This window comes from Chitinophaga sp. (assembly GCF_036569185.1).
In the GTDB taxonomy this organism is placed as follows: Bacteria; Bacteroidota; Bacteroidia; order Chitinophagales; family Chitinophagaceae; genus Chitinophaga.
Window position 1 is genome coordinate 1 of record NZ_DATCRD010000050.1, and the last position, 15196, is coordinate 15196.

The 15196-nt window shown below is 47.8% G+C and carries 14 protein-coding genes; 6 read left to right on the forward strand and 8 right to left on the reverse strand.

Annotated elements, in window-relative coordinates:
* From VIM72_RS03640 to VIM72_RS03650, 3 genes are all read right to left on the reverse strand, one after another.
* A partial coding sequence (locus VIM72_RS03640; protein WP_332001511.1) for an endonuclease V occupies nt 1-373 on the reverse strand: 373 nt, incomplete at its 3' end.
* A 23-nt stretch (nt 374-396) separates the two neighbouring features.
* A complete protein-coding gene (locus VIM72_RS03645; protein WP_332001512.1) occupies nt 397-1605 on the reverse strand; it encodes a DUF763 domain-containing protein in 1209 nt (402 codons plus the stop codon).
* Between the two features lie 21 nt (nt 1606-1626).
* Nucleotides 1627-2292 (reverse strand): MgtC/SapB family protein, encoded by a 666-nt coding sequence (locus tag VIM72_RS03650; RefSeq protein WP_332001513.1) that lies wholly within the window; start codon nt 2290-2292, stop codon nt 1627-1629.
* A gap of 130 nt (nt 2293-2422) precedes the next feature.
* On the opposite strand from VIM72_RS03650, the gene VIM72_RS03655 reads away from it, so the two are divergent.
* From VIM72_RS03655 to VIM72_RS03665, 3 genes are all read left to right on the forward strand, one after another.
* Nucleotides 2423-2620, forward strand: coding sequence for a hypothetical protein (locus VIM72_RS03655; RefSeq protein WP_332001514.1), 198 nt, complete (start codon nt 2423-2425; stop codon nt 2618-2620).
* A gap of 72 nt (nt 2621-2692) precedes the next feature.
* Entirely contained in the window at nt 2693-2926 is a 234-nt protein-coding gene (locus VIM72_RS03660; protein WP_332001515.1) for a hypothetical protein, read from the forward strand.
* Nucleotides 2927-3059: 133 nt separating this feature from the next.
* Entirely contained in the window at nt 3060-4835 is a 1776-nt protein-coding gene (locus VIM72_RS03665; RefSeq protein ID WP_332001516.1) for an ABC transporter ATP-binding protein, read from the forward strand.
* Between the two features lie 220 nt (nt 4836-5055).
* Here VIM72_RS03665 and VIM72_RS03670 read toward each other — a convergent pair whose 3' ends face one another.
* Complete coding sequence (locus VIM72_RS03670) at nt 5056-5529, reverse strand: acyl-CoA thioesterase (protein WP_142687047.1); 474 nt, start codon at nt 5527-5529, stop codon at nt 5056-5058.
* A gap of 29 nt (nt 5530-5558) precedes the next feature.
* Complete coding sequence (locus VIM72_RS03675) at nt 5559-8051, reverse strand: outer membrane beta-barrel family protein (RefSeq protein WP_332001517.1); 2493 nt, start codon at nt 8049-8051, stop codon at nt 5559-5561.
* 349 nt (nt 8052-8400) lie between these two features.
* Between VIM72_RS03675 and VIM72_RS03680 the strand changes: the two genes are divergently transcribed.
* Nucleotides 8401-9159, forward strand: coding sequence for a DUF695 domain-containing protein (locus VIM72_RS03680; protein ID WP_332001518.1), 759 nt, complete (start codon nt 8401-8403; stop codon nt 9157-9159).
* 241 nt (nt 9160-9400) lie between these two features.
* On the opposite strand, the gene VIM72_RS03685 is transcribed toward VIM72_RS03680, so the two are convergent.
* Complete coding sequence (locus VIM72_RS03685; RefSeq protein WP_325637605.1) at nt 9401-9562, reverse strand: DUF1328 domain-containing protein; 162 nt, start codon at nt 9560-9562, stop codon at nt 9401-9403.
* A gap of 150 nt (nt 9563-9712) precedes the next feature.
* Between VIM72_RS03685 and VIM72_RS03690 the strand changes: the two genes are divergently transcribed.
* Both VIM72_RS03690 and VIM72_RS03695 read left to right on the forward strand, forming a co-directional pair.
* On the forward strand, nt 9713-11632 hold the full coding sequence (locus tag VIM72_RS03690) for a hypothetical protein (RefSeq protein WP_332001519.1): 1920 nt from the start codon (nt 9713-9715) through the stop codon (nt 11630-11632).
* Between the two features lie 46 nt (nt 11633-11678).
* Nucleotides 11679-12746 (forward strand): nitronate monooxygenase, encoded by a 1068-nt coding sequence (locus VIM72_RS03695; RefSeq protein WP_332001520.1) that lies wholly within the window; start codon nt 11679-11681, stop codon nt 12744-12746.
* On the opposite strand, the gene VIM72_RS03700 is transcribed toward VIM72_RS03695, so the two are convergent.
* Both VIM72_RS03700 and VIM72_RS03705 read right to left on the reverse strand, forming a co-directional pair.
* Nucleotides 12736-13287: a putative glycolipid-binding domain-containing protein gene (locus VIM72_RS03700; RefSeq protein ID WP_332001521.1), complete on the reverse strand. Its 552-nt coding sequence runs from the start codon at nt 13285-13287 to the stop codon at nt 12736-12738. The two genes, VIM72_RS03695 and VIM72_RS03700, sit on opposite strands and share 11 nt — an antisense overlap.
* Before the next feature lie 3 nt (nt 13288-13290).
* A partial coding sequence (locus tag VIM72_RS03705; protein ID WP_332001522.1) for an FdhF/YdeP family oxidoreductase occupies nt 13291-15196 on the reverse strand: 1906 nt, incomplete at its 5' end.

Genomic DNA, 15196 nt, shown 5'->3' on the forward strand with positions numbered 1-15196 from the left:
CTCCAAAATGACTGGCAATGCCCATACGGCGCGGGTGTGCAATGCCATGTCCATCTACTACCAGGATGTCCGGTTTCAGCGGTAACTGTGCCCAGGCATCCAGCAATGCAGGCACTTCCCGGAAGGCGAGGAAACCGGGAACATAAGGGAACAATACTTCTTTTTTTACAAGGCTGTAACCCACCGGCTTCATGGAAGGGAATTCCATTACTACGATACCGGCATATACGGTGGTACTGAATTTATTGAAAGAAATATCGGCGCCGGCTATATAGTTGAGCGGGCCGTTGTATGGTGTTATCTTTACGGTGTCTTTTAATTCCTTTTGAATGATGGTTGCCTGTGGAACAGTGAGCTCATTATAGTTAATCATGGATGCCGTTATTTATATGCTGCTTAAAAAAGGGATAGCTGGTCGCCGCTTTTTGGGTCCGCCGGCTTTACGGCTTTCCCGAAAACGGTTCTGCCGCCATACTGCCATGAATCGCGGCGTTCCTGCTCTATTACTTTATCAAAGTTGGTGTTGGGCTCAAAATCTTTTTCAATCTGCTGTGAGAGCGCCGATAACTTCCTGATGGCATCCTTCTTATCCGACTCACCGATCTTTGCTTTATGCAGCGCCTCTTTCAGTGTATGAATGGTTTCATCATAGATCCTTGTGGGCACCGGGAAGGGATGACCGTCCTTACCTCCATGGGCAAACGAAAACCGGGCAGGATCTTCAAAGCGGGAGGGAGTGCCGTGAATCACCTCGCTCACGAGGGTAAGCGACTGCAGCGTTCTGGGGCCTACGCCTTCCAGCATCAGCAGGGTTTCAAAATCGGCAGGATTGGTATCGTGCGCCAGCGCCAGCACACTGCCCAGCCTTTTCAGGTTCACGTTCTCCGCTCTCACATCATGGTGGGAGGGCATTACCAGGTTACGTATTTCCGGCAGCAGGTGCGCAGGTTTTTCTTTTGTAAGCTGAAGGATCGCTGTTTTGGTACCGCCGGCCTGCAGATCAGTGAGGTTCAGGATGCGGCCCTGGTTACGGCCGTAAATAAAAGTATGAGGCGCCTCAGTGTATGATTGAAATGCAGACGAATGCCAGTGATAGCGCCTGGCCATACTACTGGCATCATTCATGCCCTGTTGCACCACCGCCCATTCCCCTTCATCAGATAAAATAAAAGAGTGCAGGTAAAGCTGGAAACCATCCTGCACCGCGGTGTTATCTACTTTAGCGGTGAGTTTGCTGCTGTATACCAGCTGATCGCCGGGTAAACCGGTTTTATGCGCAATGGCAGTTAGTTCCGCCGGTGTTTGTTTGCTATAACGTCCTTTGCCTCCGCATATATAAATACCCAGCTCAGCGGAACGGGGATTAATGGCTTTTTTAAGAGCGCCCATTACGCTGGTAGTAATGCCCGAGGAGTGCCAGTCCATGCCCAGCACACAACCCAGGGCCTGGAACCAGCAGGGGTCACTGAGTCTTTTAATCACTTCTCCTTTACCGTAATCGGTCACAATAGCCTCTACAATAGCGCCGCCCAACAGGCTCATTCGCTTTGCCAGCCAGGGCGGAACCTGGCCGTAGTGTAAAGGCAGATCTGCATATGATGGCATGTTGATTTGTTTGAAATTATTCTACGATGGGTTAGCCTGCACCTCATACTGGAAGATACTGCTATTGGTGAGCAAAAAATTGTCCAGCTGCTCCATCCTGTTGCGGGCGCCGCGTACGGTATAGTTTACCTCTATGATATTCTCCTTTCTCACTATCATCATCTTCTTATACTTCAGCTGAAACTCCTGTAGGATATTTTCAACATCTATATGTGGAAATTTTTCTTCATAAAAATAAATTGTGTAGAGCCGTTTATCATTTACCTGGGAGATCCGTCTTTCCACAAACTCCAGTAAAATCAACACCACGAGCGTGCTTGCAAGGGCAGTAGCCGCCAGCCAGTACTGGCTCATGCCTATAGCCATGCCTATGGCCGCTGCAATCCAGATAGAGGCGGCCGTGGTAATTCCATCAATGGAATAATCGCCCTTAAAAATAACGCCGGCGCCAATGAAACCCACACCTGTAAGGATGTTGGAGGCAACACGATCTGCAGAATTGGGATATCCCAGCTCCGCGGAAAGAATAGTGAACACAGTGCTGCTCATACATATCAGGGTCATGGTACGCATACCGGCCGCCTTTCGCTTATATTCCCTTTCAAGGCCCAGCAATACTCCCATCAGCAACGCTATCAGTACTTTCAGTACCTGGTCTTCTTCTATGATCTGTAATACATGTTTCATTATCTGAAAATATATAGCTACAAATGTAAGCGTTGGCACAATTCTTCCTTTAATAAAAAAGTAAGGGATATTGAACTGTTTGCTTTAATGCCTGTTACGAATGTAATCTATCACTATAAAATAATTACCCATGGCACCATTCATCTATAAATCATGCGTTGTACTCTGTCTGACCGGCATTCTGAGCATCTTTCTTTTTGCCTGTAACAGTTCCAAAGAAGCCAGCCGCGAGGCCGATTCCGCCGCTGTGTCTATGCCTGCAGTAGATAGTACCAGTGTTATACCGGTAGACACCACCAAAACCAAACCGGATTCAACAAAAATATAAGCAGTACGCCTGTTTAAGGAAGGCACCCTATCAACTGAGAAACGTATTACCTCACCCTTAAACATCCGGTATATGAAAGTAACACACATGCTCATGCTGGCAGGAGCATCGGTATTGATGCTTGCAGCATGCGGAAACGGCAACAGGTCCGGAACCGACTCAACAGTAAATACAACGGATACAGCTGGTATGATCCAGCAGGATACTGTACCTGCTGCACAGATGCCTCCGGGCGCTATTAACCCGGGTGAAGATTCATCCCGCTTTGGGACTGGCACCCAGGACTCCTCTAAAAACAGACCTTAGCTGTAACATAATGCCTCCGAATTTGTTTTTCATACAGTGAAAAGCAACTCCGGAGGCATTATAAATTTTATCCCGCTTTTGCAATATATTTGGATACCTTTCGTCTACCTCTATTAATAAAGATAATATCCGAATGCAAAACGACACCACAACCCCGGCGCCCAAACAACCAATAAAGGTGGCCGCATTAAAAAAAACATTCCGCCTGTTCCGTTATGTAAAGCCCTACTGGCCCCAATTTTCCCTGGGTCTTATTTTTCTCCTGGTTTCAAGTTTAGCCGGACTTGCCTTTCCTAAATTACTCGGCAACCTGGTAGACCCGAAAAGCAATGACCTTCTTTTCAATGGCATGAACAAAGCCGGCGTGCTACTTGTAGCCGTGTTGGTGGCACAGGCGATTTTTTCTTTCTTTCGCATTGTGCTATTTGTTAATGTAACAGAAAAAACACTGGCCACACTGCGCCAAACTATTTACAGCCACCTGATCCGGCTGCCTATGAAGTTTTTCCTGGAGAGGAGAGTGGGAGAGCTCAGCAGCCGTATTTCATCAGATATATCCCTGCTGCAGGAAACATTTACCACCACCCTGGCCGAGTTTATCCGGCAGATGATCATCATTATCGGAGGCGTGGTGATCCTGCTGGTTACTTCTCCGCACCTGACCCTCTTTATGCTGGCTATTTTGCCACTGATGATGGTGGTGGCCGTGGTGTTCGGGAAATTTATCCGCCGCTTTTCAAAACAGGTACAGGAGCAGGTAGCTGCCTCCAATACCGTGGTGGAAGAAACCCTGCAGGGCGTATTGAATGTAAAAGCTTTTGCCAACGAGTTTTTTGAAATAGCGCGTTACCGGCAGCGCACCAATGAAGCAGCAAGATTAGGTATGAAGAGCGGGAAATTCCGCGGCGCCTTTTCCTCCTTTATTATTATGGGCATCTTTGGCGCCCTGGTAGCAGTTATCTGGAGAGGCGTATCTATAGGCATGCCTACGGCAGATCTCCTTTCGTTTGTATTGTACTCCCTGTTCATCGGCGGATCTATTGCCGGCCTCGCAGAAGTATATACGAATCTGCAGAAAAGCATAGGCGCTACGGAGCACCTGCTGGAAATACTGGATGAACCGGCGGAAGATATCAGCCCGGTAACAACCATCGCCCCGGAAAACCAGCTGGACGGGCAGATCAGTTTCCGCCATATTTCATTCCATTATCCATCCCGTCCCGATCTTACCATCATGAACGATGTTTCCTTTGATGTGTATGCTGATCAGAAAGTAGCGCTGGTAGGCCCCAGCGGCGCGGGGAAAAGCACCATCGTTTCCTTACTGTTACGCCTGTACGATCCTGTGAGCGGCAGCATCCTGTTCGATGGCAAGGAAAGCACCGCCTTTCCCTTATCAGAGCTTCGCTCACAGATGGCCGTAGTACCACAGGATGTATTCCTGTTCGGCGGCACTATCGCTGAAAACATCGCCTATGGCAAGCCCGGCGCCACACCGGAAGAAATGGAGGAAGCCGCAAAAAAAGCCAATGCCTGGGAATTCATACAGCGGTTCCCGTTAGGCCTGCAAACCGTAGTAGGAGAACGGGGCATACAGCTCTCCGGAGGGCAACGCCAACGTATTGCCATTGCCCGGGCCGTACTGAAAAATCCGCGTATCCTTATCCTGGATGAAGCCACTTCCGCACTGGATTCCGAATCCGAAAAACTGGTGCAGGACGCCCTGGATAAACTCATGGAAGGACGCACCTCCATCGTTATCGCACACCGCCTGGCCACCGTGCGCCAGGCTGATAAAATCATTGTGCTCGACAAAGGCCGCATCGTAGAAGAAGGCACCCACAACGAACTGATTGAACTGGACGGCGGCTTATACCGCACCCTGAGCGATATGCAATTCGCGAGCTAAGCGGGTTTTGTCTGACTCAGGATTAAACTGATTACGCTGATTACGCTGATTTGATTACTTTGGATTTAAAATGATTCGGGGAGATTTATGCGAAAATATCCGCTTAAATCTCCCCGAATCTCTTTAAAATCATTACAAAATCAAATCAGCGTAATCAGCGTAATCAGTTTAATCCTGAGTCAGACAAAACCCGCATACATCGCCGAAGGCGATAACAGGCTTACATATACGGCCGCATCTCCTCGTCAATATCCTTCCGCAAATCCATGAGCTTCTTGGCGTAGCCTTCCATGCTTATTTCGCTGGCGGTTTGAGGCGTCCATTTGGGAACCGGTACTGTTTTGCCGTGATCATCCACTGCGGCAAACACCATTACGCAGTGAGTGGTTTTTGTTTTCTGCTGCTGGCGCGGATTTCCTGCGAATACATCAATAGAGATATGCATGCTGGTATTACCGGTGTAAATGATCGTAGCATGAATTTCCACCAGGTCGCCGATGGAAATGGGTTTGAAAAAACGGATACCTCCCACATATACCGTTACTGCATATTGTCCGCTCCAGTTGGCCGCACAGGTGTAACCTGCCTGGTCAATCCATTTCATAACAGAGCCGCCATGTACTTTCCCGCCAAAATTTACGTCCGATGGCTCCGCAAGGAACCGAAGGGTGATAGTGTGATAAATAGAATCCATAAGTGTTGTTTACAACAACAAAATACGAATTAAAAATTATCGCCTCCGCCCATTTCTCCGTTGTCGTTTTCTTTAGACTTGTTATTCTTTCTTTTAAAGAGATGCGTGTCCATTTTACCAAAGCGCCAGGTGGCGTTGAGCCTTAACTCCCGGGTAGCGCGTTTGCGGTAATTTTCCTGCTCGGAAAAACTGGTACTGGTATAAGCAAGGTTGCGGTCTGTATTGAAGATATCGTTGATGCCAAGAGAAATAGACAGTGCCTTATTTTTCAGCAGGTCCTTCTTAATGGCCGCATCGGCCGACCATTTAGGCTCTCTTTCGCCCTGCGGCATGATCTGCCTGGATTCATACTCGGCACTTACCTGCAGCGAGAGGTTCCAGGGCAGCTTCGTGTTGCTGTTTAGTTTACCAAACCAGGTAAAGCCCTGGTTGGAAAGATTGTTGCCATCACTGGTAGCGTCAATCTTTGTTTGGGCAATGTTGACGTTGGTGGTCAGGTCCCATATTTTTGTCAGCTGGCTTCTCAGCGTAAGCTCCGCTCCATAGGAATTCCGTGTACTGGCATTGATAGGATAGGAAAGCAATACATGCTGATCCTGCCCATTCAGGTTCAGGGTGGTATCTACATAAAAATCAGTGATCGCATTATTGGTGTTGCGATAGTATACAGATACCAGCAGGTTATGCTTATGTGCAATGTCTTTCAGGTAAGATAATTCAAAGGAATTGGTAAACTCCGGTTTCAGCTCGGGGTTACCGGTGCTGGCAGTCTGACCGCTGTAGTCGATATTAGGCAGCAGGTCACGAAACCAGGGCCGGCGGATACGACGGCTGTAGTTCAGCTGCAGCTCATGATCGCCCTTGAACTTCTGCGACAGGAAAATGCTGGGGAACAGGCTGATAGGGTAACTGATCTTATAGGAAGATTTTTGCCCCAGTCTTGTTTCACCATCATAATTCGATTGCTCCGCACGCAGGCCCACCTGGTAGCCGAAATTATCCTTCGCGCCGGTATAGCTTACATAACCCGCATTGATCTGTTCCTGGTAGTGATAGCTGTTAGACAGTGCTGTGTCCAGTGTAAAATCGCCGGAGGGATAGTTCTGCCCATAGGTATTGGTGAAGTTGTCGAACTTACGGGTATTGCTGCGCAACCCCATTTCAATCTTGGATTTTTCTGTCAGCGGCTTCACATAATCGATCTGGGCGGTCATGTATTTAGTAGTCCCTTCTCCGCTGCCATAGCGCAGTTCCGGCTTTTTAGGATCATATATCGGCTCACCGGAAAGATTGAAATACTGCAGGGAGTAATCAGAACTGTTATCTCCTGTAGCATAGTTATAGGTGAAATCCGCTGTCAGTTCTTCTCCTTCCTTTGCAAACGTGTGCTTGTAGCCCAGCTGCGTAGTATAATTGCGGAACCCGTTCAATGTATTATTAACCCCGTTACCGTAACGTACCTTCTGCTGGTGATCATCCAGCTCATTCACCGTTTGGTTACTATACCGGTTAAAGTTCCCCCCGGTAATATTCTCTGATACGGTGATGGTATTCCGGTTATCAATGAACCAATCGAACCCGATACGCCCGGTCTGGAACTTCCGGTAAAAGTCGCCGTCTTCCAGTTGCTCGGTATACGTAGTAGTATCGGCGCCAAGATTCTTGCGGAACAGGCGGCTGGTCATAGGTGATTGCCGGTTACGGAAATTATAGTTAAGAAAGAAATTGAACTTTTCCTGGCGGAGGTTAAAATCTATACCGCCGTTGGTGCTGCCCAGGGTGGTAACGCCGGCGTTTACCGAACCGTTGATACCTGCTTTCTTATTTTTCTTCAGCACAATATTCAGGATCCCGCTCATGCCTTCCGCATCGTATTTGGCGGAGGGATTGGTAACTACTTCAATATTCTGGATAGCGTCTGCCGGGATCTGGTCCAGTGTGAGGGTAGAAGGGCGGCCATCAATAAAAATAGTAGGGGCGCCATTACGCACCGTTACATTCCCATCGATGTCTACATTTACGGAAGGCACCTGTTTCAGCACATCGGTAGCTGTACCGCCAATGCTTGCCAGGTTCTTCTCTACATTAAACACCCGCTTATCGATGGCCATGGTAAAGGCTGGTTTTTCTCCCACCACGTTTACAGCTGCCAGCGATTTTACATTGGCCCTGAGCTTAATATTACCAACGTCTACAGTACCTGATTGGGCCGACAAAGCTGCCGGTTTATAAATAGTTTCGTAGCCGATAAAGTTAATTTTCAGGGTATATTTATTGAGCGGAATATTTTCGAAACGAAAGTCCCCGTTGGTTTTAGAGAGCATCCCCGTTTGTACGGAAGAATCCGGGCGCAGCAAAGCTACAGATGCGTACTCAATAGGTTTACCGGTTTGTGCATCCAGCAGTTTGCCGTAAATGACGCCTGTGCTGGCGGAGGCAGCTCTGCCTTCCGGTTGTTGCGCCACAGCACGAATACAAAATAATAACAGCCAGCCTGTAATTAACGATACAATTTTTCCCATAATAGCTTCCAACAATTTATAGCCCTGTAAAATTACCTTTTATGAACGAAGAATTACTTGTTTTTAGGATGAAAGGTTGGTTGGAACCCTTTACAGTCCGCTGTTTCCACTACAGAATCCTGCAGAATTCTTTGTGGCAGACGATTACAGGAATATGCAGAAAAATCGCCTCAAGTGTTAATTAGTGTTAAGCCTCGTTTTATAAGCGGTATAACGAGGTGGAGGCCAACGGATAGCATACGTTAAATTTTGTGGATAAAAAAGAGGTCAATACAAGTTTATCGTTTCCATTGTATTACAGAGCAACGTATCTTTACAGCTCGCTGTTGCGTTATTTTAATTTTTTTATATGCATAAGGATTACCGACCGGACTGGGATATTTATACGTGCCATATTGAAGAAAGTCCAGCAGTAATAGGCCTTGACCTTGATCTGAGACGATTTGCGCCATTGAAGGAAAAGCCGAATGCCATATATATAACAGTGTATCTTAACAATCCACGTGAAGACGGATTCCCGCAGAACGATGAATTTGCCATCATGGGTGAAATTGAGGATAGCCTGGTGGAGCAACTGCAAACCAAACTGGATGCGCATTTTGTAGGCCGCACTTTTTCCAATGGCGTACGCGATTTTTACTTTTATTCAGGCACCACGCTGCTGCATGATAAATTCATTGCGGATGCAATGGTGAATTTTCCTGATTACCGTTACGATTACGGGGTAAAGGAAGATAATAACTGGGAATTATATTTTGATTTTCTCTTTCCGGATGTATACGAGTTTCAGCGGATACAAAACAGGAAAGTACTCCGTATGCTCCGCCAGCATGGCGATGCTTCAGAGAAGGAGCGTATCATAGAGCACTGGATCCATTTCAGAACGGAAGAAGATAAAATTGCTTATTGGGAACATATCAAGGAAAATGGTTTTGCTTTAGCAAGAGAAGAAAAAACAGATAACCCTGAATTCCCCTATAAATTATGCATCTCCCGCTCCGATAAAGCCAGCGAGGCTTCTATCGACAGTGTGGTCATGAGCCTCTGGGAACTGGCCCAGCAGGTGAACGCCGAATATGATGGCTGGGAAACCAGCATCATGAAGTAGTTTTCGCGGATTTTGTCTGACTCAGGATTACGCTGATTATAATGATTACCCTGAATAATTTTTTTGGATTTTATAACTGATTTTAAAAGATGAAGGTGGTATATGCGGGTATCCCTTTATATCTTCCTCAATCCTTCAAAACAAATCCTTCAAAATCCAAATTAATCAAATCAATGAAATCAGTATAATCAGCGTAATCCGGCTCCAAGACAATTTACAACCGCCGGAGGCGGTCCACCGCCTATTTCCGCAGCAATCCTGATAATAAGGAAATAGCAAATAACACCAGGAAGATATAAAAAAGGATCTTGGCGATAGATGCTGCTCCGGCGGCAATGCCCCCGAAACCAAATACTGCTGCGATAATGGCGACGATAAAAAATATGAGTGCCCAGCGTAACATAACTAAAACTTTAAGGTGAACAAATAATATCTGTAACACTTACTCCAGGTAATCCGTTCAATTTTACACAATTATCATTCCGGTAAGTACAATAATTGCAGTTGTTACTATTTCATTTTTTTTCGATATAATTGTTACCTGCTGCTAGAATTGAGGAATTATTTCAAAATATGGCCTACACTAACTGTCCTATGCTGGCTTATTGGCCTGCATAGTCCTGCTTTCCTTCATGCAGAAGGCCAGCAGTTTCCGCGTGCAGCAGATACTATTCCCCACAAAAGCAGTGGCCTCTTCAAAAAAATAGGAGAGTACCGGGATTCCATTCGCAATAAAGAATACCGGCAGTCGCTCATAAAACGTATCACCAAACAGGATGAACCGGTACATTCCAACGATAACGACAGCACCATCATCAAAAGTGAGGCATATTTTACCCCCTTTGCGGGCAAAGTGATCAGAAATATCTACTACAGGAAGGTAAAAGTATTTGGTCCCCGCAACATCAATGATACCACTTTCACTACCAGCATGAAACTCATCCACCTGGCCAACCGTTTGCACTATGATTCCAGGGAGTGGGTGATCCGGCAATCCCTGTTCTTCCGGGAAAACCAGCGACTGGAGCCTTTTGAGATGGCCGACAACGAACGTTACCTGCGTAACAGGCCCTTTATCCAGGATGCGCGTATTTATGTAAAGAATGCCGGCAGCGATTCTCTCGATGTGGAAGTAGTAACAAAAGACCTCTTTGAATACGGCGTAGATGTTTCCCAGTTCAGCGCAAAGGATATCAGGGCCAGCGTTTCCAACAACGACCTCTTTGGCGCCGGGCAAGGCCTGAAAGTAGGCATGCAGTGGCGATCCGATTATTCCCCTACCTGGAACACCGAAGTACGGTATACGAAATATAACCTCCTGGGCTCTTTTATAGATATGAGCCTGGGCTACACCACCCTGAATAATTACGCCCAGCTGGATACCAACGCTTTTGAAGGCGCCGTATTCATCAACTTCAACAGGCCCCTTTACCGCAATGCCGCAAAACTCGTAGGCGGTTTTGCCTTGTCAAAGAATTGGTCTATCAATATCAGGGGAGCCTTACCGGAGCTGGGCGACAGCATTTACCGGGATTACACTTATTCTGTCATCGACGGATGGATCGGCTATAACTTCATCAATCATTATAAACACGATGGCACCATCGGTAAAAAGCCCAACTTCGCGGTGCTGGCCAGGCACTACAACCTGTCGTTCCAGCGAAAGCCGGACCAGCTGCGATATAAAGACGACCCCGTGTACAATAATCACCGCCTGTACCTGTTAGAGCTGCAGGCTTACCGCATCGATTATTTTAAAGCCCATTATTTCTTCGGATTCGGCCGTACAGAGGATATCCCGCTTGGATATAATATCAGCGCCACCAGCGGCTGGGAAAGCTGGAAAGACCGGCGCCGGATCTACACCGGCATCGAAGCGCAGAAATACTGGACCACCAAAAACCAGGGGCTCTTTAACTCTACCATCGGGCTTAGTACTTTCTGGCTTAATAACGCGTGGGAAGACGGCGTAATACACGCCCGGCTTGAATATTACAGCCGGCTGCTGAACATACGCAAAGCGCGGTTCCGCCAGTTCCTGAACATCGACTATCTCAACAGCCCCAACCCGTTCTTTAATAAGCCGCTCAACATTAATATGGAATACGGCATCTGGGGGTATAAGAATACGAAGCTCAATGGCTTTCAGCGCCTGAACCTCGGATCAGAAACGGTGTATTACAGCCCGCTGAAATTTCTTGGCTTCAAATTTAATTTCTTTACTTCCCTGCAGGCTTCTATGATCACCAACAACAGCGATGACCTGCTACGGAACCCTGTTTACCTGGGATTGGGAGGCGGCTTCCGTGTACGTAATGAAAACCTCTCTCTGAACACCATTAAAGTGTCGGGGTACTATTATCCCAATGCACCACAGCCTATGAATAAGCTGATGCTGGAAATTACCACCATTGTTGATTTCCGTTTTGATATCTCTGCATTGCGCGCGCCTACGGTGCTGAACTTCCGCTAAATAATGCCCGCTTTCCGTAAATTTATAGTACTAAATTTTTTGTGTCATGGAATGGAAGAATGAGCTCACCCGGATGCTGGGAGTTACCTATCCGTTGATCCAGGCGCCTATGCTGGGTATTACCAGTCCCTCCATGGTGGCGGCAGTGAGCAACAGCGGCGGGCTAGGGTCCTTACCGGTAGGCGGACTACACCCTGATAAAGTACTTTCACTGATCCGCGAAGTGAAGGGATTAACCCGGCAACCGTTTGCGGTAAACCTTTTCGTTTATGAGCCTGCGGAACATTACGACCGGAAAACATTTGATGATATGCAGGAGTTCCTGCAGTTCCTGTATGGAGCCAACAGGCTGGCAGCGGCGCCGGTAAATTATGAAGATGTACCTTTTCATTCCTGGAGGGATCAGCTGCCGGTGATACTGGCAGCCGGTATAAAATATGTGAGCTTTACATTTGGTATGCCGGATGCAGCAGGGTTTGAACTGCTGAAACAGCACCAGGTGCTGCTCATGGGTACTGCCACCTCGGTTGAAGAAGCCGGAGCGCTTACTGCTGCAGGAACAGATGTAGTAATTGCACAAGGCATAGAAGCGGGTGGCCACCGGGGCTCTTTCCTTCCCGGCGCGCTACCTCAGACAGGCACCTTTGCCCTGGTACCGCAAATTGCAGATCGTGTGCGCGTGCCCGTTATAGCTGCCGGCGGCATTATGGATGGCAGGGGAGTAGCAGCCGCCAAAATACTGGGCGCATCGGGTGTGCAAATGGGGAGCCTGTTCCTGAGAGCGCATGAAAGCCTGGCTACACCCGCGCACAAGGCGGCGCTGGCCGATATAACGGATACGGATACACTGCTTACCCGCGCTATATCTGGCCGCTGGGCCAGGGGGGTACGTAATACCCTGATCACGGAAATAGAAGCCTCCGGCTTACCTGTCAGTGAATATCCCTACCAGGACGCGCTAACGCAACCCATCCGTAAAGTGGCTAAAGAACTGGATAATACTTCATTTGTGAATATGTGGGCAGGGCAGGCAGCAGGAAAGGCACGCGCCTGGAGCACTGCAGATATTTTCGCGGAACTGGTGCGGGAAACCGCTTTAATCCTCAATAAATAATCCGGCTGAAAATCCCCGGATAGTCTAAAACAATATCGTTTTCATCAAAAGGTAATTGCGCGGTGAAGTCGGTGGATACATTATCATACAGGTATTCCTGCGTGCCGGTGCGGGTATAACGCTGCTGCATTTTCTGCAATTCAAATTCCGGCAGGTTGATATAAAGCATATCCAGCAGCTTACTTTCCCCTTGCTCAAACTGCAGCCGCTTTACCGGAAGGGTATTGGTAAAAGGCGTTAGTGAAATATCGATGTCCACGCAATTGTCGAATGCGTCGATATGGTTATTGTCTTTATCGAACCAATGCCCATGCAGGTCTGATGTCAGTTTCAACTCCCTGGAAGTAAGCCCTTCCTGTTTAATATGAAAGGACGATACCTGCCAGGATGCGGTGATCTCTATTTTATAATGTACGGAAAATGGCTGCTGATCCCTTACTCCGTTGATACAACCGGTAGCCAGCTTCCCGGTACCATTGTCCTGCAGCGTGAAGTATTCGGTTGCCGGCCATAATAACGCCTGCCATAGAATGGGTTGCATGTGTTATCTTTTTATGTTCGATGATTTTATTTTGATGATCACCAGCTTGGATGTTGGCGTATTGCTTTTATCAGCAACACTGTCTACCGGCACCAGCACATTGGTTTCCGGGAAATAGGTAGCCGTACATCTTTCCGGTATATGGTAGGATACAATTATGAAGCCATAAGCTACCCGTTCTTTATTGCCGTGATAATTATACAGGTCTACCACATCCCCGGGGTGGAAACCGGCGGCAGCAATGTCCGCAGGATGCATCAGTATTACGCGCCGTTCATGGTATATCCCCCGGTAACGGTCGTCCAGCCCATAAATGGTAGTATTGAACTGGTCGTGGCTGCGGATGGTCATCATCATGTATTCATCGATGGCCAGTGGAGCCGTTACTACTTCCGCAATATTGAAATTGGCTTTGCCGCTATAGGTATTGAATTGCCCTTCCCGTGCGCCATTAGGGAGATAAAAGCCACCCGGGTGCCTGACCCTTTTATTGTAGCTGTCAAAACCAGGGATCACTTTTTCAATATCGTTGCGTATAAGATCATAATGCTTTGTATAATCTGCCCAGGGTACGGGGGAGTTTTCCCCCAGCAAAGCCATGGCCAGTTCGCAGATAATAACGGGCTCACTTTTCAGGTGGGTAGATACCGGTTGCAGGTTGCCTTTCGACATCTGGATCACTCCCATAGAGTTTTCGCAGGTCACAAATTGTTGTTCGCCTTCCTGTATATCTTTATCGCTGCGGCCCAGGCAGGGCAGTATCAGGGCTTCTTTACCATGTACTACATGGCTCCGGTTCAATTTCGTAGATACGTGCACGGTAAGGTCGCAATTCCGCAATGCTTCAGCCGTATAAAGCGTATCCGGTGTGGCGGAAAGAAAGTTTCCACCCATGGCCATAAACACTTTTGCATCGCCCCGGTGCATGGCGTTAATGGCATTTACCACGTCGAAGCCATGCGGACGCGGTGGCTGAAACCCGTATACCGACTGAATCCTGTCGAGGAAAGCGGCGGAAGGTTTTTCATAGATCCCCATGGTTCTGTCGCCCTGCACATTGCTATGCCCCCGCACCGGACAGGTACCTGCACCAGGTTTACCAATGCTGCCTTTCAGCAACAACAGGTTCACCACTTCACGGATAGTATCCACTGCATTTTTATGTTGGGTGAGTCCCATTGCCCAGCAGGCAATGATCTTCTTTTTATGAAACAGCGCCTGTGCCGCCTCCTGTACCAGTTCCGGCGCCACGCCGCTGCCTGCTATCAGCTGTGAAAGCGACTGCGTTTTCAGGTGTGCAATATAATTATCGTATCCCTGTGTGTTTGTATTGATAAACGCCTGGTCGAACACGGTGCCGGGCGCACGTTCTTCTTCCTGCAAAAGCAACAGGGATAAGGCTTTCAGCAGGGCCATATCTCCATTGATCTTTACCTGCAGGAAAATATCCGTAAGATGTGTTTTTATATTGAGCACTCCCTTCACCGTTTGCGGGTTCAGGAAATTGAGCAAACCGGTTTCGGGCAAAGGATTTACGGAGATGATGGTAGCGCCGTTTGCCTTTGCTTTCTGCAAGGCGGTGAGCATGCGCGGGTGATTGGTGCCGGGATTTTGTCCCAGTATAATCAGCACTTCCGCCTGGTGTATATCTTCCAGGGTAACAGATCCTTTACCTATTCCTACCGCATCGCTCAGGGCCACGCCGCTGGATTCATGACACATGTTGGAACAGTCGGGCAGGTTATTGGTACCATATTCCCTGACCATGAGCTGGTACAGGAAAGCGGCTTCATTACTGGTTCTTCCCGAAGTGTAAAATATGGCTTCGTTGGGGGAGGATAATTTATGAAGATGACCGGCAATAATTTTATACGCGTCCGCCCAGGCGACAGGAGCATAGTGTGTGGCT

Excerpts from the sequence above, each read along its gene's own strand:
- VIM72_RS03645 (WP_332001512.1), bottom strand. The coding sequence starts at position 1,605 with ATGCCATCATATGCAGATCTGCCTTTACACTACGGCCAGGTTCCGCCC.
- VIM72_RS03650 (WP_332001513.1), bottom strand. The coding sequence starts at position 2,292 with ATGAAACATGTATTACAGATCATAGAAGAAGACCAGGTACTGAAAGTA.
- VIM72_RS03655 (WP_332001514.1), top strand. The coding sequence starts at position 2,423 with ATGGCACCATTCATCTATAAATCATGCGTTGTACTCTGTCTGACCGGC.
- VIM72_RS03660 (WP_332001515.1), top strand. The coding sequence starts at position 2,693 with ATGAAAGTAACACACATGCTCATGCTGGCAGGAGCATCGGTATTGATG.
- VIM72_RS03665 (WP_332001516.1), top strand. The coding sequence starts at position 3,060 with ATGCAAAACGACACCACAACCCCGGCGCCCAAACAACCAATAAAGGTG.
- VIM72_RS03670 (WP_142687047.1), bottom strand. The coding sequence starts at position 5,529 with ATGGATTCTATTTATCACACTATCACCCTTCGGTTCCTTGCGGAGCCA.
- VIM72_RS03675 (WP_332001517.1), bottom strand. The coding sequence starts at position 8,051 with ATGGGAAAAATTGTATCGTTAATTACAGGCTGGCTGTTATTATTTTGT.
- VIM72_RS03680 (WP_332001518.1), top strand. The coding sequence starts at position 8,401 with ATGCATAAGGATTACCGACCGGACTGGGATATTTATACGTGCCATATT.
- VIM72_RS03685 (WP_325637605.1), bottom strand. The coding sequence starts at position 9,562 with ATGTTACGCTGGGCACTCATATTTTTTATCGTCGCCATTATCGCAGCA.
- VIM72_RS03695 (WP_332001520.1), top strand. The coding sequence starts at position 11,679 with ATGGAATGGAAGAATGAGCTCACCCGGATGCTGGGAGTTACCTATCCG.
- VIM72_RS03700 (WP_332001521.1), bottom strand. The coding sequence starts at position 13,287 with ATGCAACCCATTCTATGGCAGGCGTTATTATGGCCGGCAACCGAATAC.